We start from the raw sequence: 19,826 nt of genomic DNA on the forward strand, positions 1-19,826 counted from the left end.
GCCTCGCCCTGCCGCGGCGGTTTCCGTTTCAGGCCCCGGTGACCGTCAGCATCGCCCACAGCGCGACCGTCGCGACCACGATCGTGGCCGGTGTGGTCAGCAGCCCGAGCCGGGTGAAGTCGCCCAGCCCGGAGCCGCTGGTACGGCTCGGGCCCGCGCCCACGCCGTAGGCGCGGATCTCGCGCCGCCACAGCAGGGTGGCCAGCGAGCCGACGTAGGTGAGGTTCGGCCCCAGGTTGACCCCGATCAGCACGGCGAGCACCGGGCCTGGCCCGCCCGCGGCGGCGATCGGCAGCAGCGCGAGCGTGGCGGGGAGGTTGTTGACGAGGTTGGCCAGGACGGCCGCGACCCCGGCGATCGCGAGCAGCGCGGGCAGCCCGGCGCCGCCGGGGAGCAGCCGCGCCAGGCCGGTCCCCAGCCCGCCCGCCAGCACGGCCTGGACCACGACCCCCAGCGCGAGCACGAAGAGGCAGAACAGCGGACCCGTGGCGGCCACCGCGCCCCGCACCGTCTCCCGCCCGCGCGCCACCGCGCGCACCGCCAGCACCAGGGCCCCGGCCCAGGCCGCCCAGGCCGGATCCACGCCGACGAGCGAGGTGGCGACAAAGCCGCACAGGGTCAGCACGAGCACGGTCAGGGCGAACACCGGCACCTCCGGCCGCCGGGCGGGCGGCGGCAGCGCGGCCCCGGCGGCCAGGTCGGCGGCGAAGTAGCGACGGAAGACCAGGTACTCGAGGCCGATGGTCAGCAGCCACGCGGGCGCCATGAGCACGGCGAACCGCGTGAACGACAGCCCGCTGGCCTTCAGCGCCAGCAGGTTGGTCAGATTCGACACCGGAAGCAGCAGCGACGCGGAGTTCGCCAGGTGGGCGCACGCGTACAGATGCGGGCGCGCCCGGGCGCCGAGCCGGGTGGCCGTGGCGAACACCACAGGGGTCAGCAGCACCACGGTGGCGTCCAGGCTGAGCACCGCGGTGACCAGCGCCGCCACCGCGAAGACCCCGGCCAGCAGCCGGTCCGTACGGCCCCGGCAGGCCCGGGCCACCGCGTCTCCCGCGGCCTCGAAGAGCCCCTCGTCCGCACACATCCGGGCCAGCAGCAGCACCGCGGCCAGAAAGCCGACGACCGGCAGCAGTCTGCGGGTCACCTGCCACACCTCGGGCAGCGAGACCGCCCCGACCGCCACCACAAGCCCCGCGGCGGGCACCGCGGCGGCCGCCTCGGGCCACCCCCGGGGCCGTACGACGGCGAAGGCGAGCACGCCCAGCAGCAGGGCGGCGGATATGGTCTCGGTGAGGGCGGTGCTCAGGGGGGACTCCCGGTCCGGATGCGACAAACACATCCATCATGGGATACGCGCCGGGGTGCACACCCACGGCCCCCTGGGCAGGAGCCGGGGCCTACTCCCCCGCGCGGGCGAAGCTGACCTCTACCCGGCGGTTTTTCTTGCGACCCGTTTCCGTGGAGTTGTCCGCGATCGGGTACTGCTCGCCGTAGCCGCGGATCTCGTACTGGACGGCGGAGTCCAGGTCGGCCGAGAGCGCGCGCTGGACGGCGTTGGCCCGCTCCTTGGACAGCTTGATGCCATGGAGCGCGGAGCCCAGGTCGTCGGTGAAGCCGAAGACCCGCACGCTGGTCGCGTTCTGCTTCTCGATCTCCTGGGCGATGGCCTTGATCCGGGCGCTGGCCTCGCCGCCCAGCTTGGAGCTGTCCTTGCCGAACAGCACCTCGGCCTGGAGGGCGAACTTGACCTTGGCGTTCGTGTCCTCGCGGCGCTCGTCCCCGTCGTCGGTCTCGACGACCGACTTGATGTCGAGCACGCGGCCGGGGGCCAGCTTCGCGCTCCCGGGCATCCGCAGATCGGAGTCGCCGGTGTCGATCTTGACGGGCGGCGTGGTGTCCGCGGGGGCGCCGGGCCCGCTGTCGGCGCGGGCCGCGGGGGACGGGGCGACCAGGAGCGCGGTGGAGGCGAGCGCGGCGAGGAGAGAGCCCCGGCGGGCTCGGGTACGGGCGCGGCGGTCGCGGAGTGTGGTCATCGCCCGCTCAGCCCGTGAGCTCGATGCTGACCGACGGCATGGTCGGGATCTGGAAGTCGACCTTGGTGACGCTCGACGGCGGCGCCGGGAACTGGGCGAACAGCGGTCGGCTCTCGTCCGGCTTGATCCCCGAGAGCCCCGTCGTACACAGGCACTCCCCGTCGGTGTCCCGCAGCACCAGATAGCGCTTCTTGCCCGACTGGTCGACGAGCGAGGCGCCCGAGACGGACGACCGGGACCTCATCTCGGTCTCCTTGGAGCGCCAGTCCACGGCGTTGAAGGGCTGCTCCCCGCGGTTGGTCACCGTCCCGTTCACGGTGACGAACCCGCCGCTGTCCCGGACCGCGGAGTGCAGCGTGACCACGATCCCGTTCGGCCCCTTGATCTCGCCGATGGTCTTGGACGAGTCGGCCGCGGGCTCGCTGTCCGGGCCGTCGTCCCCGGACCGGTCGTCCTTGGCGGCGGCGGACGTCTTTCCCCCGCCCTCGTCCGGCTTCTTGCCGTCGTCGCTGCCGCACCCGGCCACGGCGAGGGCCAGGGCCGCCGCGAGAGCCCCCACGGCGACCCCCCTCCGGGCCTTCGTCGTGTGCCGAATGCTCATCGCTCGCTGTCCCTTACTCTTCGTTGACTCTTCGTTCGCTCGTCAGTCATCGGTCGTCAGTCGGCGAGATGCACGGAGAACAGGTCCTTGGCGTCGGGGAAGAGATCCAGATGCTCGGGGTCGATGGTGATGTTCCTGCCCTCGCAGACCAGATCGATGACGGACTTCTCGTCCTTGCCCCCGTCGTCCTTGCCGTCGCCTTTGCCGTCCTCGTCCTTGTCGCCGTCCCCGGTGGGGTCGGGCAGCGGGGTCGGTTCCTGGTACGTGCAGCGCGGTTCCACGACCGCCTTGGCCCGCGCGGTCGCGTGCTTGGTCTCCGTACCCGGGATGACGGACTTGCCGACCGCCTTGCTGGTCCTGACCGTGACGGTGAAGGAGACGGGCAGATAGCCCGGGACGCACCCGCCGTCGACGACATCCGCGCCGTTCTCGCCGGCGAACCACTGCGCCTGGTCGCACGGGTCGCCGGGCGGGTCGAAGCCACGGCCGTTGAGCAGGTCCGCCAGATCCTCCAGGACCTCACCGCTGGTGATCGCGTCCAGCAGCCCCTTGCGCAGCTGGCCGCGGAAGTCCTCGGCCGCGCCGAGCGCCGCCGCGTCGGCGGCGGTCTGTCCGCCGTTGCGGGTGGCCCCTGCCTGGCCGACCGCGAAGAGGGCCAGCGCGAGGAAGAGCAGGCCCGCCACGGCGGTGATGTAGATCGGGAATGCCTGCCCCGCGTCACCGGCGAGGCGGCGGGAGCGACGGGCGGTCACGAAGCCGGTCAGATGCCGACGACCTCGGAGATCTTGTCGGAGATGGCGTTCGCGATCATGCTGCCGAAGTCCGTGGTCGACAGCACCAGGACGATGGCGACCACCACGGCGATGATGCCCAGGTATTCGATCGAGGTCTGCCCCCGGTCGTTCCGCATGACGCGCTTCCCCATTGTGTTCCCCTCCATGGGTGGCCGTACCGCTCCGGTCCGGCGACTCAACCCCCGTGGTGTCGCTCGCGACACGAGCAAAGTACGCCGAAACACCTACCCGGGAACAGTGCCCACGGCACCATTGCCTGCCCATTGCGAGGCGTCCGAACCGCGCCTTCCCCTTCCGGCTGACGTTCGAGTCAGCATTCCGGCCGGCGCGGCCCATACGATTCACCCCCTCCCGGCCCCGAGGAGTTCTCCGGAGACGACTGTCCCACATCCGATTGCAATCGCGAAGCAACTTCGTCGAATGGAGACGGATTCGAGACCGCGGCGGCCGAGAGCAACTGCTCCTGCGGGGGCGAGATGTGCTGCGAGACATGGCCGGACGCGGCGCCGGACGCGGGCCATGCCAGGGATGTGCGGTACGGGACATCGGTCATCGCGGGTCTCCTCCCACCGGTGTCAGTGCGGTCAATCCCCCGTAATGGAGCCGAAGTCCGTGCCCGAGCCGACGAAGAATCCCGCGATGAGCAGGATCATCGTGCCGGGCACCATGAAGGTCGTGATCACCATGGTCGCCTTGGGCACCGCGCGGGCCGCGCGGCGCCGGGCGTTCTGCGCGTCCGTACGCCTCATATCGTTCGCAATGGCGATCAGCGTCTCGACAATCGGCGCGCCGAGCTCCTCGCCCTGCTGGAGCGCGGTGACGAACTGGGCGACCTGGTCCGAGTCGTTCCGCTTCCGCAATTCCTCGAACGCCTGTCTGCGGCTCACCCCCATGTCCATTTGCCGGAGGGTGATACGAAGTTCATCCGCCCAGGGCCCCTCGTACTTCTCCGCGACCCGGTCCAGCGCCTGCCGGAAGCCAAGCCCGGCGCTCACCACCACCGCCAGAACGTCCAGGAAGTCGGGCAGCGTCCGCTCGATGGCGGCCCGGCGCTCCCGCACCGCCGCCCAGATGCCCACCTCGATCCACGACAGGCCGAAGGCGACCAGCACCAGGGCGAGCAGCAGCTGGCCCTTCATCAGCATCACCAGCGCGCCGCCGAAGCCGAGGATGCCGTACACCGCGCGCCGCGCCGCGTAGCGGTCCACCGTCAACCCGCCCGGATTGCCCGCCAGATCGATCCGGCGACGCACCTTGGCGACCCGCTTCTCGCCCATCAGCCGCAGCACGAACGGGGCGTAGCGCATGCCGAGGCGGTCGACGGCCGAGCCGACCACCGTCGTGCGCGTCGCCCCGACCTCCAGCGCCACCGCCAGGTCGCTGGGCAGCTTGGCCTCGCTGCGGTAGAGCGCGACGCCGTACGCGACACCCGCCACCGACAACCCCGCCACCAGCGCCAGCAGCACACCGATCGCCATGTCCGCCGCCCCCTCAGACGTCGATCTTCGACATGCGGCGGATCAGGAAGAAGCCGATCCCGTACAGCCCGAAGGCCACCACCACCGCGGCCTGTCCCCAGAAGGACGAGGTCATCCGGTCCAGCGACCCGTCCGCGATCCGGTTCATCAGCAGCAGCGTGCCGATCCCCATCAGCGGGACCACATACGCGGTGACCGTGACCTGCGACAGCTGGGTGCGGACCTCGCGCCGGGTCTCCTTCCGCTCCTCCAGCGTCTGGGTCAGATTGCGCAGCGAGCTGACGACCGTCCCGCCCGCGCGGTTGGACAGCACGAGCGTGGTGACCAGGACGACCAGCTCCCGGGACGGCAGCCGCTCGGCCAGCTCGCCCAGCGCGTCGTCGATCGAGTGGCCGACGGCCAGCTTGTCGGCGACCTTGGCCAGCTCCTCCCCGGCCGGGGCCTCCATCTCGTCGGCCGCCATGCCCAGCGCGGTGCGCAGCGCGAGCCCCGCCTGGGTGGCGTTGGCCAGGATCCGCGACAGCTCCGGCAACTGGTTGATGAACTTCTCGATCCGCTTCTGCCGCTGCCAGTTGAGGAACGCGAACGCCGACCAGACGCCGACCACCGCCGCGATCGGCCCGAAGAACGCCGCGAGCAGCGACGCCGCCACCAGCCACAGCCCGATCGCCGCCGCCGCCGTATAGACGAAGAACTCACCGGGGGTGATCTCAAGACCCGTCGAGGCCAGCCGCAGCTCCAGCTTCCGCCCGAGCGAGGTGGCGCGCAGCCGCCGGTCGACCCGCGCGAAGCGGTGCGGCCGGCCGGCCAGCGGCAGCGGCCCCGTATCGGAGAGCCGGTCGAACAGCGCCCGCTGGGCCACCTTGCCCTTGGCGTACGTGTGCACGCCCGCGACGCCCAGCGCGCCGCACACCAGCGTCGCCCCGACCGTCACCACCGCCAGTTGGTCCATGCCCGGCTACCTCCGCTCCGTCGGGCTGTACACGGCGCCGCGCACGCTCAGCTGCGCCGGGAACGCGGCCACGCCGAACGCGGGCGGCACCGACTCGCCCGCCAGCCGCAGCCGCTCCGCGACCCGCTCCGGGAGCGGGAAGTACGAGAACCGCCCGCGCACCACCCGGTCCCCGGCCATCGGCTGGGCGTCGAACCGGGAGACGGTCGCGATGCGGTAGTCGTCGTGGCCATGGCTGTCCAACAGCGCGATCTCGCTGATCCGCCGCGAGCCGTCGGCGTGCCGCACGAGCTGCACGATGCAGTCCACCGCGCTGTTGATCTGGTCGCGCAGCGCCTCGTACGGAATGGCGACATCCGACATCGAGGCGAGCGTCTGCAACCGCATCAGCGCGTCCTCCGCGCTGTTGGCGTGCACGGTCGCCAGCGAGCCGTCGTGGCCGGTGGACATGGCCTGGAGCATGTCCAGCGTCTCCCCGCCGCGCACCTCGCCGACGATGATGCGGTCGGGGCGCATGCGCAGCGAGTTGCGCACCAGGTCGCGGATGGTGATCCGGCCCTTGCCCTCGACGTTGGGCGGCCGGGACTCCAGGCGGATGACATGCGTCTGCTGAAGCTGTAGCTCCGCCGCGTCCTCGACGGTGATGATCCGCTCCCCCTCCGGGATCAGTCCGGACAGCGAGTTGAGCAGCGTCGTCTTGCCCGATCCGGTGGGCCCGGACACCACCACGTTGAACTTCGCCCGCACCAGCGCGGCGAGCAGCAGCAGCATCTGCTCGTCCAGCGTGCCCATGCCGATCAGCTCGTGCAGGGTGTAGGCGCGCGGGAAGCGGCGGATGGTGAGCGTGGCGCCGGTCAGCGCGAGCGGCGGGATGATGACGTTGACCCGCTCGCCGGACGGCAGCCGGGCGTCCACCATCGGATTCGACTCGTCCACGCGGCGGTTGACCGTCGAGACGATCCGCTCGATGGTCTGCATCAGCTGCTCCTCGGACGCGAAGCGCACGGGGACGAGCTCGACCCGGCCCGCGCGCTCCACGAAGATCTGGTCCGGGCCGTTGACCATGATCTCCGTGATGGAGGCGTCCTCCAAGAGCGGTTCGAGCACCCCGAGCCCCAACGCCTCGTCCACGACGCGGCGGATCAGCTGGGACCGCTCGGCGGTGGACAGGACCGGGCCCTCGCGGCTGATGATGTGCCCGAGGACGCGCTCCAGGCGGGAGCGCCGCTCGCCGGCGGCGAGCGAGGACATCTCCGCGAGGTCGATCTCCTCGAGCAGCTTGGCGCGGTAGACGGAGACGAGATGCCCGTCCTCCCGCCCCTCACCGGGCCCCTCGGGCGCGGTGATGCGTGCCCGCAGGCTCATCGGTGTCCTCCTCGTGGTCTCGTTCTGCGGTAACGCTGCGCGGCGAGTTCTTCCCCACCCCGCCCCTCCCCGAACCGGGGGCAAGCCCCCGGCCCCCCGAACCCGGGGCTCTGCCCCGGCCCCCGAACCCGGGGCTCCGCCCCAGGCCCCGCTTGGGGCTCCGCCTGGGGCCCCAAGGCCGGGGTCCGACCCGAGCCCCGGCGCAGAGCCCCGAGGCGGGGTCCGGAGCGGACCCCAACCCGCGGTCCGGGGCAGAGCCCCAAGCCCAGGCTCCGGCGCGAGCCCCGAAACCAGGTCCGGCGCTGGGCCCCGAGGCGGGGTCCGGCACGGAGCCCCAACCCGGGCCCGGCACGAAGCCCCAACCCGCGGTCCGGGGCAGAGCCCCAACCCGGGGTCCGGGGCGGAGCCCCAACCCGGGGTCCGGGGCGGAGCCCCGAAGCGGGGTCCGGGGCGGAGCCCCGGTATCGGGAAGGGGCGGGGTGGGGGAAAGGTCCCCTAGCCGTCGTCGCACGGCATCGTCGCGCTCCTCTCCGCGCTCCCGAAGCTCACCCCGGGAATCACCGACGGAATCTGCACCGTCGCGGTCGCCCGTGCCCGGCCGTCCCCGCAGGGGGTGATGCCGACGTCCGTGCCGTCCGCCAGCCATCCGCTCATCGCCGCCCGCCCGGCCGCCGCCGGGCTGGTCCGCACCTCGTCGAGCGAGGCCGTACGCGCCGCCGCGCGGGCCGCCGTGCCCGCCTGCTGCACGGTGTACGCGGCGAGGCCCAGTTGGACCGCGGCCAGCGCGACGAAGAGCAGGACCGGCAGAAAGCCGAGGAACTCGATCGAGGCAGACCCCCGATCAGACCCCCGGTCGCGTGCCCCGCGCCCGGCCATCGCCTCACACCCCCTCCGCCTGCTCATCCACCGCCCCCGCGGAACCGGTCACCGGCCACGGGAAGTCCGCGGCCCCGGGGAAGAGCACCGGGACGTGCACCTTCACCGTGGCCTTCCACACCCCATCCGCGCTCTGGCCGCAGGTGATCTCCGCGCTGCCCTGCCACGCCCCCGGGAGGTCGTCCAGCGCCGCCTCCTGGCAGGCGCCCGCGTCCCCGCCGACCGCGGCGCCCGCACGGGCGGCCTTGTCGGCGGAGTTGCCCGCCAGCGAGTACGTGTAACCGAGCAGCACGAACTGCCAGATGACTGCCAGTACCACCAGCACCAGCGGCAGCACGCCGAGGAACTCGACCGCGACCTGGCCCCGGTCGCCGCCCCGCTTGCGCATAAAGCGCCTGGAGGGCGTGGAGGGGACCTCCCGCAGCGACTCCGGGCCGGTGCCCGCATCGCCGCCGCCCCCGCCCGCGCCCCCGCCGCCCCCGAGGCCACTCGGGTCGTCGGCGCCCACTCCTATGGCACGGCGTTGCCGGCTGCCCGCGAGCGTGCGGTGGTCCGCCGGGCCGGGGTGCCCGCGGTGCGCCCGGCCGGGCGGGCCCATGGCCGCACCAGACGGGCCCGGCTCCACCAGGCCCAGCTCCCCGGCCAGGCCCCACAGCGCCTGTTTGACGGCCGACTTGGCGTCCAGGTCCTGCATCCGGCCCGAGTCCACGGCCGGCTGGAGCTCCTTGAAGCCGGCCGGCACCACCGTACGGGCCATCCGGGTGCCCGTCGCGCGCTCGATCAGCTGCGGCTGGATCTCCGCGCTGCGGGTGTGGCGGTTGACGACGGCGACCGTGTCCTCGGCCTTGCGGACCTGGAGCCGGTCCCAGAGCCGGACCATGCGCTTGGCGGCCCGCACCGCGACCACGTCCGGGGTGGTCACCAGCACCGCGAGGTCCGCGATCTCGACGACGGCCGCGCCCGCCGAGGTCATCTGCGTACCGCAGTCGACGATCACCACCTCGAAGCGCGACCGCAGCGCGCTGACGACCTGCCGGGCCGCGCGGTCGGAGACCTCCTCGCCGCGCTCGCCCTCGCCGGGGGCGAGCAGCAGCCCGATGCCGGTCTGGTGGGTGAACACCGCCTCCTGGAGCACGCGCGGCGTGATGTCGTTGATCTGCGCCAGGTCGGCGATCGACCGCCGGAACTGCACATCGAGGTAGGAGGCGATGTCGCCGGACTGGAGGTCCATGTCGACGAGCGCGACCCTGCGGCCCGCCGCCTGCGCGGCCAGCGCGAGCTGTACGGCGGTGACCGTCGTACCGACCCCGCCCTTCGCGCCCGCGACGGCGACCAGCTTCCCGCCGGGCCCGGTGGCGATCGCCTCGCCACCGCCCCCGAGGTGGCGCCGTACGCCGGTGGACCACTGGGCCGCGGCCTGGACGCGGGCGGCCAGCTCGTCGTACGCCAGCGGCAGCCCGGCGATGCCGCGGGCGCCGGAGTCCATGGCGGCGGAGTAGAGCGCGGGCCCGGCGTCCGCCGTCACCAGCACCACGCCCACGGCCGGGAAGCGCAGCGCGATCTCGCGGATGAGTTCGAGCGCGGGGGCCGGGCCGATCCGCTCATGGACCAGGACGACCTCGGGCAGGTCCTCCAGGGAGGCGGCGGCCAGCGCGGCGAGGGTGTCGAGCAGCCGGGTCGAGTCGCCCACCGGTGGGGATGGTTCGACGCCCGGCAGCTGTCCGAGCAGCCCGCCGAGCGCGCGGGCGGCGTCGGGATCTCCGACGGCCGGAAGGATTCTGATCGTCACCGGGGCACCGCCTCACTCATGTTCCCGCGGCCCGCCGCTTGTCGGGTCGTCGTGCCGCTTGTCATCTGTCGCCGTCGAGGGTGTAGGTGCGGTCGCGTGGGGAGACGCTGTCGTCGTCGCCGGGGGCGACGAGGGCGAGCCGTACATGGGTGGCGAAGGACTCCGCGTACGCCACGCGCTGGGCGTCGCCGGTGTCCAGCGCGAAGGTGATGGGCACGGCCTTGTCCAGGCGCCGGGTGTCGTCCTGGTTCGGCTCCAGCGCGGTCAGCTTGCCGACGTCGATGACCTCCGCGCCCGCGACGATGAGCTTGGAGACGGGGTCGTCGTTACGGCCCTTGCCCTCGAAGGTCGCGTAGATGTTCACCTTCGCCCCGGGGTTGATCTTGCCCGCGACGCCGGTCGCCGCGTCGATCATGATGGCGATCTCCTGCTGCCCCGCCTTGAGCGCCGGGCGCTCCACGATCATGTCGGCCTGGAGCAGCGAGCCCTTGCGCAGCGGGATGACGGCGATCTTGCCGCGTACGTCGGCGAGGTCGGTGACGGCCGTGGACGGCAGCCAGCGCTCGGGCATCGATATCTTCTCGAACTTGTCCGCGTCCAGCGCCTGGTAGGCCGGGACGTCCGACTTGAGCTTGTACGCGGTGGTCTCGGGACCGACCTTCGACTCCACGTCGCGGATGACGGACAGCACTCCGGCGAACGCGCCACCGGCGCACAGGACCGACAGGAGCAGCAGGATGACTCCGCGGCGCTGGCGTGAATTCATGGACGCACAACCTCGTTGGGGGACGTTACCGGCTCATCAGAGCGGGTCGCTCGGTCTGGGTCAGGGCAAGGATGTCATCGCCGCGCGGCACCGGGGCGGAACAGAACGCGCAGCGGTCGCCGATGAGTTCGAAGCCGCACCAGTGGCACTCCTCTCTCCGTACGGACGCCACCAACTGGTAGAGGACGGAGAGGTCCGGGATGGCGGCGGCGAACTCGATCAGTTTGGGGGTACCCCACCAGGCGGCCGACTCATGCGGCGGCGGCACCTCTTCGACGCCCTGCACCCCCCATCCGGGGGCAAGCCTGGCGTTGACCCAGTCGCCGCCCGCATGGCTGTGGCCGTGATTGTTGAGGTTGCCGCGCGCCACGGTGAGGTGGGTGGCGTACCCGGGCCCGGGCAGCGCGGCCTCGCCGCCCACCTTGACCAGCTGGGGGGTGGGGTGGGCGAGCACCGCGAACTGGGCGCCGGGCACCCAGGACTTGACGTGCGAGGTGAGGCTGACGGGCACCCGGTCCAGCTTGGCCACGCTGCCCAGCAGCGCGCCCGCGTGGACGTAGTGCGTCAGCAGGCGCGCGGCGCAGGCGAGCACGCCGGGGCTGAAGTCGCACATCGACAGCTGGCGCAGCTGACGGGCGACCACGGCGACGGCGAGCGGCGGAAGTTCGAGGGGCAGCAGCGCGATGCGGTCGCTCTCCAGGACCGCCCGCACGGTATGGAGCCGGCGGACGAAGGGCGCGGGGGTCGCCGCGGGGTAGACCACGATGAGATAGCCCTGCTGGTCGAGCAGGCCGGCGGTCTCGGTGAGCGCGTCGTCCAGCGGCTGGACGTCGGGCGGCATGAGCACGACGGCCGACGGGGTCTGACCGTCGGGCGGCGGAAGCACCAGCTCACGGCCGGTGACTGCTATCGCGGTGGGCACGTCGGCTACCCCGTCTCACGTCGGCGCCGGGGAGAGCGGCGGCCGCAGGTCGTTGCTGCTGTCCTGGTGCATCAGCACTTTATCCACGAAAGCCGCGTGAGAGAACAGTTCCCCTGGGTTACGGACCCATGCCCGCCCCCTTGACAAGCCCATTGGTCTGGACCATTTTGAAACGGTCGTACGGTGGCCGCCGTTCCCTGAGCTCCTCCCTCAACTCTCCCCCACGGAGGCAGTCGTGGACCGTGCTGCGATACCCCCCGCGAGACCCGGCAGACCCAGCAGACCCGGCAGAACCAGGCTCACCCGATTCCTCTCCGCCGCCGCCGCGGCCGTGCTCGGCGCCGGCGCGCTGGTCGCCGTCGGCGGCGGCACGGCCGGCGCGGCGGACGCCAACCTCGTACAGAACTCCGGCTTCGAGTCCGGGCTGAGCGGCTGGACCTGTTCCGCCGCCTCCGGGACCACGGTCGCCACCCCGGCGCACGGCGGCTCGTCGGCGCTCAAGGCGACCCCGGCCGGGCAGGACAACGCCCAGTGCACGCAGACCGTGAGCGTCAAGCCGGACTCCTCGTACACGCTCAGCGCCTGGGTGCAGGGCAGTTACGTCTACCTCGGCGCGAGCGGCACCGGGACGACGGACGTGTCGACCTGGACGCCGTCCGCCTCCGGCTGGCAGCAGCTGACCACCACCTTCAAGACCGGCCCGAGCACGACCTCGGTCACCGTCTACACCCACGGCTGGTACGGACAGCCCGCCTACTACGCCGACGACATCAGCCTCACCGGCCCCGGCGGCTCCGACCCCGGTGACCCCGGCGACCCCGTTCCGACCGCCCCGTCAGGTCTGAAGACGGGCACGGTGACCTCCTCGTCCATCGCCCTGTCCTGGTCCACGGTCAGCGGCGCGACCGGCTACAACGTCTACCGGGACGGCGCCAAGGTGCAGGCGGTCAGCGGCACCTCGGCCACGGTGACCGGGCTCGCCGCCGCCACCTCGTACCAGTTCCAGGTCACCGCGACCAACGCGGCGGGCGAGTCGCCCAGGTCCACGGCCGTCACCGGCACCACCTCGGCCGGGAGCGGCGGCGGGGGCGGCACCGTCCCCAAGCACGCGGTCACCGGCTACTGGCAGAACTTCAACAACGGCGCGACCGTCCAGAAGATCAGCGGTGTCCAGGACCAGTACGACATCATCGCCGTCGCCTTCGCCGACGCGACCGGCACGCCCGGCGCGGTCACCTTCAACCTCGACTCGGCCGGGCTCGGCGGCTATACGGTCGACCAGTTCAAGGCCGACATCAAGGCCAAGCAGGCAGCCGGCAAGTCCGTCATCATCTCCATCGGCGGCCAGAACGGCACGGTCTCCATCAACGACTCGGCCTCCGCGAACAACTTCGCCAACTCCGTCTACGCGCTGATGCAGCAGTACGGGTTCGACGGCGTCGACATCGACCTGGAGAACGGCCTCAACGCGACCTACATGACGCAGGCCCTGCGCTCGCTCTCCGCCAAGGCGGGCTCGAAGCTCGTCATCACCATGGCCCCGCAGACGATCGACATGCAGTCCACGTCGAACGCCTACTTCCAGACGGCGCTCAACATCAAGGACATCCTGACCGTCGTCAATATGCAGTACTACAACAGCGGCTCCATGCTGGGCTGCGACGGCAAGGTCTACTCACAGGGCTCGGTCGACTTCCTCACCGCGCTCGCCTGCATCCAGCTGGAAGGCGGCCTGTCCCCGTCCCAGGTCGGCCTGGGCCTGCCCGCCTCGACGCGCGGCGCGGGCAGCGGCTACGTCTCCCCGACGATCGTGAACAACGCCCTGGACTGCCTGGCCCGGGGCACCAACTGCGGCTCGTTCAAGCCCGCGAAGACCTATCCGGGCCTGCGCGGCGCGATGACCTGGTCGACCAACTGGGACGCGCTGGCGGGCAACGCCTGGTCCAACGCGGTCGGGCCGAAGGTCCACGGCCTGCCGTAGGCGATTTCGTTCGGGCCGTTCGGGGGTGGGCCGACCGCCTCCCCCGAACGGCCGGGCGACGCTCGTCCCGGACAACAGCGCTTCATTAGCGCCACGTTAATGGCACGGCAGCGGTGGCCCGCAGGATGAGAAGCACACCGGGAGAGACACCTCCCCGGGTCTCCTCCCTCGACTGGCGAAGAAGGTCTCTCATCATGCGCGCCTACCGCTCCCGCGTTCGTACGTTCGCCGCCATGAGCCTGCTGGTGACCGGGGCCCTGTTCGCCACCGCCTGCCAGCCGTCCGACGCCGACGCCTCGGGGCCCGACAGCTCGTCCTCCGCCCCGACCGCCCCGGGCGGCGGCTCGTCGGACGGTGGCGACGCCCCGGCCGGGAAGCCCGTCAACGGCACCTTCTCCGGTGAGCTCCGCTACCTCGCCCCGGGCAAGCACACCGTCGGGAACCAGGGATTCTTCGTCGCCGACGACACCAAAATCACCGGCGCCGGCCGGATCTGCGACGCCAACACCGCCTGCACCCCCGACCAGCTCGACACCGTACTGAAGGACGAGAACGGCATCATGGCCACCGTCGTCATCAAGGACGGCATCGCCACCAGCATCGACGAGTCCGACGCCGAGTAATGGCCGATTGATCCTCGCTGACGGTGCTGTTCGAGGGAGGGCCGAGCGCCCTCCCTCGAACAGCGCTGTCAGCGGAACGCGTCGGCGTTCTCCGCGGCCCACTGCCGGAACGGCCTGGCCGGCCGGCCGGTGACCCGCTCCACCGTGTCGCGCACCTTCAGCAACTCGTCGTTGACGTCCCCGCCCATCAGGTCCAGCACCGCACTCGCGGCCTCGTCCCCCAGAAACGCCGCCATGCCGCGGTGAGCCTCCTCCCGGCTGATCTCGGCGACCGGCACCTCCCGCCCCAGGGCCGCCGCGATCGCCTCGACCTGCTGCCGGGCCGTGACCCGCTCCGGCCCGGTCAGCGCGTACGTCCGCCCGCGACGCCCCGGCCCGGTCAGCGCCGCCCCGGCCACCGCCGCGATATCCGCGGGGTGGACGGCGGGCAGCCCGACGTCCGCGTACGGCAGGCGGACCGGCTCGCGCCCGCGGATCGGGTCCGCCCACCACAGGGCGTTCGAGGCGAACTGCGTGGGCCGCAGGATCGTCCAGGCCATGCCGCTGTCCTTCAGCAGCCGCTCGACGGCGAGGTTCTCCTCGGCGGGGCCCAGGTGGGGATGGGTCTGGACGGTGATGGACGACACGAGCACCACATGCTCCACCCCGGCCTGTCGGGCGACGTCGAGGATGTCGGCGTCCGGGCCCATGCGCGACGGGAGGAACAGCGACCGCACCCCGTCCAGCGCGGGCTTCAGCGTGGCGGCCCGCGCGAAGTCGCCCTCCACGGCCTCGACTCCGGCCGGGAATCCGGCCCGCGCGGCGTCCCGGGTGAGACCTCGCAGCGGCCCGGCACCGCTCGCCCGCAACTCCTTCAGCAGGGCACTTCCTATGTTTCCGGTGGCTCCCGTCACGAGGATCACGGGCACACTCTCCTGTCGCCAGACGATGTTCAATCCGGCGTGAACGCTAAAACCTCAACCAAACTTCAGGTCAAGCCGTTCCGTTTCTGTCAGGGACTTGACAGGTGGATTGGTCTGGACCACGGTGGATCACATGCCTCAGGGGCCCCTGAACGCGTAAGCGCACCACTCCCCCCACGTCCCCCCCACGCCCGGAGGCACCCGTGGCACGCGCACATTCACGTACGTTCACCCGGAAACTGCTCGGCGGCATAGCCGTGGCGGCCCTCGCCGCCGGCGGGCTGATGGCCGCCAACACCGCGGGCGCGGCCGAGGAGCCCGCGGGCACCGCCGCCGTCCCCCAGCACGCGGTCACCGGGTACTGGCAGAACTTCAACAACGGCGCGACCGTCCAGAAGCTCGCCGACGTCCAGGACGACTACGACATCATCGCCGTCGCCTTCGCCGACGCGACCGGCACGCCCGGCGCGGTCACCTTCAACCTCGACTCGGCCGGGCTCGGCGGCTATACGGTCGACCAGTTCAAGGCCGACATGAAGGCCAAGCAGGCGGCGGGCAAGTCCGTCATCATCTCCATCGGCGGCCAGAACGGCACCGTCTCGATCAGCGACGACGCGTCCGCCAACGCCTTTGCCGACTCCGTCACCAAGCTCATGGACGAGTACGGCTTCGACGGCGTCGACATCGACCTGGAGAACGGGCTCAACGCCACCTACATGACCAAGGCACTCAAGGCGATCCACGACAAGAAGAGCGATGTCGTGGTGACGATGGCGCCGCAGACCATCGATATGCAGTCGCCGCAGAACGAGTACTTCAAAACCGCGCTGGCCACCAAGGACTTCCTGACGGTGGTCAATATGCAGTACTACAACAGCGGCTCCATGCTGGGCTGCGACGGCAAGGTCTACTCACAGGGCTCCGTCGACTTCCTCACCGCCCTCGCCTGTATCCAGCTGGAGAACGGCCTCGACCCGTCCCAGGTCGGCCTCGGCGTCCCGGCCTCCACGCGCGGCGCGGGCTCCGGGTATGTGGAGCCGGGGATCGTCAACGCCGCCCTGGACTGCCTCACCAAGGGCTCCGGCTGCGGCTCGTTCAAGCCCTCGAAGACGTACCCGGGGCTGCGCGGCGCGATGACCTGGTCGACCAACTGGGACGCGGCGAACGGCAGCGCCTGGTCGAAGGCGGTCGGGCCGCACGTCCACGGTCTGTCGTAGGGCCCGCCCGTTCGAGGGGGACCGAAAGATCCCCCTCGAGCGGGGAGTTGGGGTGATCGGGTCGTCAGTGGGTGGCCTTACGGTCATGGCCATGGATCTACGGGGAAAATCAATCGTCCTGATGGGACGGTTCCACAAGCTGCCGCACGCTGAGGCGAAGGCCGGGCTGGAGGCGCTGGGCGCGCGGGTGTCGGGTTCGGTGTCCGACAGAACAGATCTCGTCTTCGTCGCACATGATGTCCCGGGCCGCAAGATCGGCGCGGCGAGCACACGCGGCATTCCGATCTACGACGCGAAGGCGCTGCGGGGCGTGCTCACGGGGGCGGCCAAGCCCTCGGCGGGCCATGAGTCCGCCACCACCGACGGGACAGAGACCTTCGCGGATCACGCGTCGCTGACGTCGGCCGCCGACCCGGCCGCACTGCTCGCGGTCCTTCAGGGAGCGGACTGGTCCGCCTTCGCGGCCGAGCGGGACCTGCCGCCGCTCCGGGCCCGGCTGCTGGAGTTCGAGCGCACGCATGGGGTCACCGAGGCGCATCGCTTCGCGACCGACGCGATTCGCGGGCTCGGCGGCACGCGGCTCCAGCATCCGTACGGCCACAGCACAGAGATCACATCGTTTGATGTCAGCCCGTGCGGAAGCTATCTGGCCACCGGAAGCTGGGTCGGCGACGACTACCACCGCGGCGGTGCGCTACAGATCTGGGAGGTCGCCAGCGGCCGCTGCGTCAACACACTCCAGCGCATCGAGGGCGGAGTCGGCTGGCCCGACTACGACGGCACCATCCAGTGGTCGGCCGACAGCACCCGCGTCGGGCTCGCCTACAACACCAACCAGGTAGGGGTCTTCGACCCGTTCGAGACCCACACCACCAACACCTATCCGCTGGCCAGCGCGTCCGTGACGGACGGGGCCAGCCGGCCGCCGACGTGGGCGCTGGCGCCCGACGGGCGGCGCGCGTTCGTCTCGTCCGGCTCCCCCTGTTCGATCAAGGGCTGTGTCGTCCCGCTGGAGGCGGGCCATCTGTTCTGGCTGCCCGGCTACGCACCCCCCTCACACCCTTATCTGCTGCCCGAGGCGCTTCCCGAGGAGTTCGGGGCCGAGGACGACGAGCTGTGGCTGGACGACGGGGTCAGTTGGTCGCTGGACGGCACCCGGCTGTACGCGTATAACGCCCGGCACAAGCGGGATCTGGCCATCGACGTGGCCACCAGGCAGGTCGGCTGGGCGGCTGAGGAGGACGACGGACCCGACCCGGCCGCAGGAAAGGGCGGCAGGGGCGGAGTGCGGGTGTCGGTGGATTCGACCCGGGTGACCTTCCGTCGGCCCGACACCGGAGGGGAGCTGGGCGACTTCACCTTCCTCCGCGAGCCCCCGGGCCCCCGGCTCCTGGAGGACGACTACGTACTCGAGCAGCACAACGTCAACTTCGCCCTGGACGACGACACCTGGTGTGCGGCGTTCGAGGAGGGTCTGGTCATCGCGCCGGCGGACCGCAGGGAAGACCTGGATGCGGTGCTGACCTGGTCGGTCGACCGGCGTTTCGGGTGGCCGGTGCGGTGGGGCGGGCTCGATGTCGTGCCGGACGTACGGACCGCCGCCCAGCGGCTCGGGGACGACGGTCTCGGCTACTTCGTCCGGGAGTACGTGGAACGGATGAAGCCCGCCGAGCCCCACGGAGACGGGGCGTGGCCGCCGCCCAACACGGCGACGATGGACGACCTGTTCTCGGCGGTACGGGATGCCGTCTCCCAGCTCGGGAGCAACTGGAACTTCGCGGTGAACGAGTACCTCGGTGACGCGGCCCGGCTCCGGGCCCGGCGCGGGGAGCCCGAAGGGGCCGCGGAACTGCTCGAGGCGATACCCGGTACGGACGAGCGCGTCGCGGCCTCGGCCCAGGTGGCCACGATCCTGGCCCGCGCGGGACGGACCGAACAGGCGCGGGCCGTCTTCGCCTTCGCCGAGCCGAGGGCGGAGGCGGCCCTCGGCAAGTACAACGTCGTGAGTGTCGCCTCCTCGGTGGCCGGCGCCTACCAGGCCCTGGGCGACACGGCCGCCGCCGACGCGTGGTTCGCCCGCGCACGGGACGCCATCGAGCCGGAGACCAACTCCTGGGAGAACCGCCTCGCGGTCATCTGGGCGCTCACCGAGTGCGGGCGCGTGGACGAGGCCCGGTCGCTGTGGACGTCCGCCGAGAACCAGCCCAACAGCTTCCGCTCCGAGCCGTGGCTGCTCTGTCTGCTGAGCACCGACCGGCTCGACATCGCGGAAGAGTTCCTGGAAGCGTGCGTCCCGGCCAGGGAACGGCCGTCGAGCATGATCAAGGCACTGGTCGAGCTCGGTCGGCCCGATCTGCTCCGCTCGTGGCTCGCCGACTCGTGGTACATACCGGACGACGCCTACGAGCGTGCCCAGGCGATCGCCGACGGCGCCCCGCGGCGGTCCCTGCCGCCGACGCCGACCGAGGAGGACCTCGCGGCCCTCGCCGAAGCGCACGCCAAGCTGCTCAAGACGCCGCGCGCCAAACGCCAGATGCCGACTGAGGAGCTCATCGGGCAGGCCGCGGACTGTGGGCACCTCAGCGCCGTACTGGACCTGCTCGGCGACCTTCCGGCCCATGATTTCAACCACCGGCCGAAAGCGGCGCTCTCTGCGGTGTGGCGCGCCGCCACGGGCCACCACCAGGCCCAGTGGTGACGCCTCCGTCGGGTTACCGGAGTTCGTCGAGCCAGCGCACGACGGCCGCGGTAGCCCGGACGTTGGAGCCCAGGTGGCGGGAGCCGTTGTAGTCGACGGCTCCCAGGTCGACGACCGGCGCGGCCACGCCGTGGCGGGCGAGGGCGGACCGGCAGTGGGCGGTGTTGGCGACGGTGGCCTGCTCGTCGCCGCTCGCCATGTAGAGGCGTGTCTGCACGCGGGGCGCCCAGTCGCAGACGTCGTCGGTGGTGCGCAGGGCGGCGGCCATGGGGCCGGTCGGGTGAGCGAGCAGGTCGCGGCCGTGGGCGGTGAGCAGCTTGTCGAGGGTGGCCGGGGTGCCCTCCATGAGCTGCCGGCCGGTGTGCGCGCCGTCGAACAGCGCCTCAATGGTGTCGGCGTACGGCGCCTGACCCGACTGGAGGGCCCGGGCCAGGCCCAGGGCGGCCGAGGCGCCCTGGGAGAAGCCGGTGACCGCCACCTCCCGGTCCAGGGTGCGGCCGGTGCGGGGCGCGAAGGCGCGGGCAGAGCAACAGTAGTGGAAGTCGAAATATCAACGCGAAGGCGCGGGCCGCGTATAGGACCAGCGCGGAAATCCTCCATACTAGCGCAGCATCGTGGCCCGGCCAGTCTCAGGGTCGACCGCGACTCTCAGGCGCGGCCAGGAGCGCTTCCATCCCCCTCCCCCTGGCGGCCGAAACACGAAAACCATAGATCGCCCATCTCTGATCGATTTCTTGACAGACCGCTTGGATGGACCGCGCACCTTCCAATTTCGACCGTCCTCGATGCGAGCGACGAAGAATTCGACAGCAACGCGCTGGCCTTC

At 71.5% G+C, this 19,826-nt stretch carries 18 protein-coding genes; 4 read left to right on the forward strand and 14 right to left on the reverse strand.

Features of this window, described 5'->3' with window-relative positions:
* Nucleotides 1–28 precede the first annotated feature (28 nt).
* From ABTY62_RS04655 to ABTY62_RS04710, 12 genes are all read right to left on the reverse strand, one after another.
* A complete protein-coding gene (locus tag ABTY62_RS04655) occupies nt 29–1,342 on the reverse strand; it encodes an SLC13 family permease (RefSeq protein WP_352127909.1) in 1,314 nt (437 codons plus the stop codon).
* Nucleotides 1,343–1,400: 58 nt separating this feature from the next.
* Nucleotides 1,401–2,036: an OmpA family protein gene (locus ABTY62_RS04660; protein WP_352127910.1), complete on the reverse strand. Its 636-nt coding sequence runs from the start codon at nt 2,034–2,036 to the stop codon at nt 1,401–1,403.
* Nucleotides 2,037–2,043: 7 nt separating this feature from the next.
* The gene (locus ABTY62_RS04665; protein WP_352127911.1) at nt 2,044–2,637 is read right to left on the reverse strand and encodes a hypothetical protein; all 594 of its coding nucleotides are present in this window, start codon (nt 2,635–2,637) and stop codon (nt 2,044–2,046) included.
* A 56-nt stretch (nt 2,638–2,693) separates the two neighbouring features.
* Nucleotides 2,694–3,389: a hypothetical protein gene (locus ABTY62_RS04670; protein ID WP_352127912.1), complete on the reverse strand. Its 696-nt coding sequence runs from the start codon at nt 3,387–3,389 to the stop codon at nt 2,694–2,696.
* 8 nt (nt 3,390–3,397) lie between these two features.
* On the reverse strand, nt 3,398–3,562 hold the full coding sequence (locus tag ABTY62_RS04675) for a membrane protein (protein ID WP_014176788.1): 165 nt from the start codon (nt 3,560–3,562) through the stop codon (nt 3,398–3,400).
* Nucleotides 3,563–4,015: 453 nt separating this feature from the next.
* Nucleotides 4,016–4,909 (reverse strand): DUF5936 domain-containing protein, encoded by an 894-nt coding sequence (locus tag ABTY62_RS04680; protein WP_352127913.1) that lies wholly within the window; start codon nt 4,907–4,909, stop codon nt 4,016–4,018.
* Between the two features lie 13 nt (nt 4,910–4,922).
* Entirely contained in the window at nt 4,923–5,861 is a 939-nt protein-coding gene (locus tag ABTY62_RS04685; RefSeq protein WP_352127914.1) for a type II secretion system F family protein, read from the reverse strand.
* A 6-nt stretch (nt 5,862–5,867) separates the two neighbouring features.
* Nucleotides 5,868–7,226 carry a TadA family conjugal transfer-associated ATPase gene (locus ABTY62_RS04690; protein WP_352127915.1) on the reverse strand — a complete coding sequence of 453 codons (1,359 nt, stop codon included), beginning with the start codon at nt 7,224–7,226 and terminating at the stop codon, nt 5,868–5,870.
* Between the two features lie 495 nt (nt 7,227–7,721).
* Complete coding sequence (locus ABTY62_RS04695) at nt 7,722–8,129, reverse strand: TadE/TadG family type IV pilus assembly protein (protein ID WP_352127916.1); 408 nt, start codon at nt 8,127–8,129, stop codon at nt 7,722–7,724.
* On the reverse strand, nt 8,107–9,891 hold the full coding sequence (locus tag ABTY62_RS04700; protein ID WP_352127917.1) for a CpaE/TadZ family protein: 1,785 nt from the start codon (nt 9,889–9,891) through the stop codon (nt 8,107–8,109). The genes ABTY62_RS04695 and ABTY62_RS04700 overlap by 23 nt, the downstream gene beginning before the upstream one ends.
* A gap of 61 nt (nt 9,892–9,952) precedes the next feature.
* Nucleotides 9,953–10,657, reverse strand: a complete 705-nt coding sequence (gene cpaB, locus ABTY62_RS04705) for a Flp pilus assembly protein CpaB (RefSeq protein ID WP_311727485.1) — start codon at nt 10,655–10,657, stop codon at nt 9,953–9,955.
* 25 nt (nt 10,658–10,682) lie between these two features.
* Nucleotides 10,683–11,579: a hypothetical protein gene (locus tag ABTY62_RS04710; RefSeq protein WP_352127918.1), complete on the reverse strand. Its 897-nt coding sequence runs from the start codon at nt 11,577–11,579 to the stop codon at nt 10,683–10,685.
* Between the two features lie 235 nt (nt 11,580–11,814).
* On the opposite strand from ABTY62_RS04710, the gene ABTY62_RS04715 reads away from it, so the two are divergent.
* A complete protein-coding gene (locus ABTY62_RS04715) occupies nt 11,815–13,560 on the forward strand; it encodes a chitinase (protein ID WP_502997402.1) in 1,746 nt (581 codons plus the stop codon).
* A 194-nt stretch (nt 13,561–13,754) separates the two neighbouring features.
* On the forward strand, nt 13,755–14,183 hold the full coding sequence (locus ABTY62_RS04720; RefSeq protein WP_352127919.1) for a hypothetical protein: 429 nt from the start codon (nt 13,755–13,757) through the stop codon (nt 14,181–14,183).
* A 68-nt stretch (nt 14,184–14,251) separates the two neighbouring features.
* On the opposite strand, the gene ABTY62_RS04725 is transcribed toward ABTY62_RS04720, so the two are convergent.
* The gene (locus ABTY62_RS04725; RefSeq protein ID WP_352127920.1) at nt 14,252–15,085 is read right to left on the reverse strand and encodes an NAD(P)H-binding protein; all 834 of its coding nucleotides are present in this window, start codon (nt 15,083–15,085) and stop codon (nt 14,252–14,254) included.
* A gap of 203 nt (nt 15,086–15,288) precedes the next feature.
* On the opposite strand from ABTY62_RS04725, the gene ABTY62_RS04730 reads away from it, so the two are divergent.
* Both ABTY62_RS04730 and ABTY62_RS04735 read left to right on the forward strand, forming a co-directional pair.
* A complete protein-coding gene (locus ABTY62_RS04730) occupies nt 15,289–16,302 on the forward strand; it encodes a chitinase (protein WP_502997403.1) in 1,014 nt (337 codons plus the stop codon).
* A 91-nt stretch (nt 16,303–16,393) separates the two neighbouring features.
* Nucleotides 16,394–19,000, forward strand: coding sequence for a BRCT domain-containing protein (locus ABTY62_RS04735; protein WP_352127921.1), 2,607 nt, complete (start codon nt 16,394–16,396; stop codon nt 18,998–19,000).
* Between the two features lie 13 nt (nt 19,001–19,013).
* Here ABTY62_RS04735 and ABTY62_RS04740 read toward each other — a convergent pair whose 3' ends face one another.
* On the reverse strand, nt 19,014–19,478 hold the full coding sequence (locus ABTY62_RS04740) for a hypothetical protein (protein WP_352127922.1): 465 nt from the start codon (nt 19,476–19,478) through the stop codon (nt 19,014–19,016).
* Nucleotides 19,479–19,826: the final 348 nt, after the last annotated feature.

This window comes from Streptomyces sp. NPDC097640 (genome assembly GCF_040302705.1).
Lineage (GTDB): Bacteria > Actinomycetota > Actinomycetes > Streptomycetales > Streptomycetaceae > Streptomyces.

What these genes read in the sequence shown, in the direction of transcription:
- ABTY62_RS04655 (WP_352127909.1), bottom strand. Translation starts at nt 1,342, where the DNA reads ATGTGTTTGTCGCATCCGGACCGGGAGTCCCCCCTGAGCACCGCCCTC.
- ABTY62_RS04665 (WP_352127911.1), bottom strand. Translation starts at nt 2,637, where the DNA reads ATGAGCATTCGGCACACGACGAAGGCCCGGAGGGGGGTCGCCGTGGGG.
- ABTY62_RS04735 (WP_352127921.1), top strand. Translation starts at nt 16,394, where the DNA reads ATGGATCTACGGGGAAAATCAATCGTCCTGATGGGACGGTTCCACAAG.
- ABTY62_RS04685 (WP_352127914.1), bottom strand. Translation starts at nt 5,861, where the DNA reads ATGGACCAACTGGCGGTGGTGACGGTCGGGGCGACGCTGGTGTGCGGC.
- ABTY62_RS04720 (WP_352127919.1), top strand. Translation starts at nt 13,755, where the DNA reads ATGCGCGCCTACCGCTCCCGCGTTCGTACGTTCGCCGCCATGAGCCTG.
- cpaB (WP_311727485.1), bottom strand. Translation starts at nt 10,657, where the DNA reads ATGAATTCACGCCAGCGCCGCGGAGTCATCCTGCTGCTCCTGTCGGTC.
- ABTY62_RS04660 (WP_352127910.1), bottom strand. Translation starts at nt 2,036, where the DNA reads ATGACCACACTCCGCGACCGCCGCGCCCGTACCCGAGCCCGCCGGGGC.
- ABTY62_RS04695 (WP_352127916.1), bottom strand. Translation starts at nt 8,129, where the DNA reads ATGAGCAGGCGGAGGGGGTGTGAGGCGATGGCCGGGCGCGGGGCACGC.
- ABTY62_RS04690 (WP_352127915.1), bottom strand. Translation starts at nt 7,226, where the DNA reads ATGAGCCTGCGGGCACGCATCACCGCGCCCGAGGGGCCCGGTGAGGGG.
- ABTY62_RS04675 (WP_014176788.1), bottom strand. Translation starts at nt 3,562, where the DNA reads ATGGGGAAGCGCGTCATGCGGAACGACCGGGGGCAGACCTCGATCGAA.
- ABTY62_RS04680 (WP_352127913.1), bottom strand. Translation starts at nt 4,909, where the DNA reads ATGGCGATCGGTGTGCTGCTGGCGCTGGTGGCGGGGTTGTCGGTGGCG.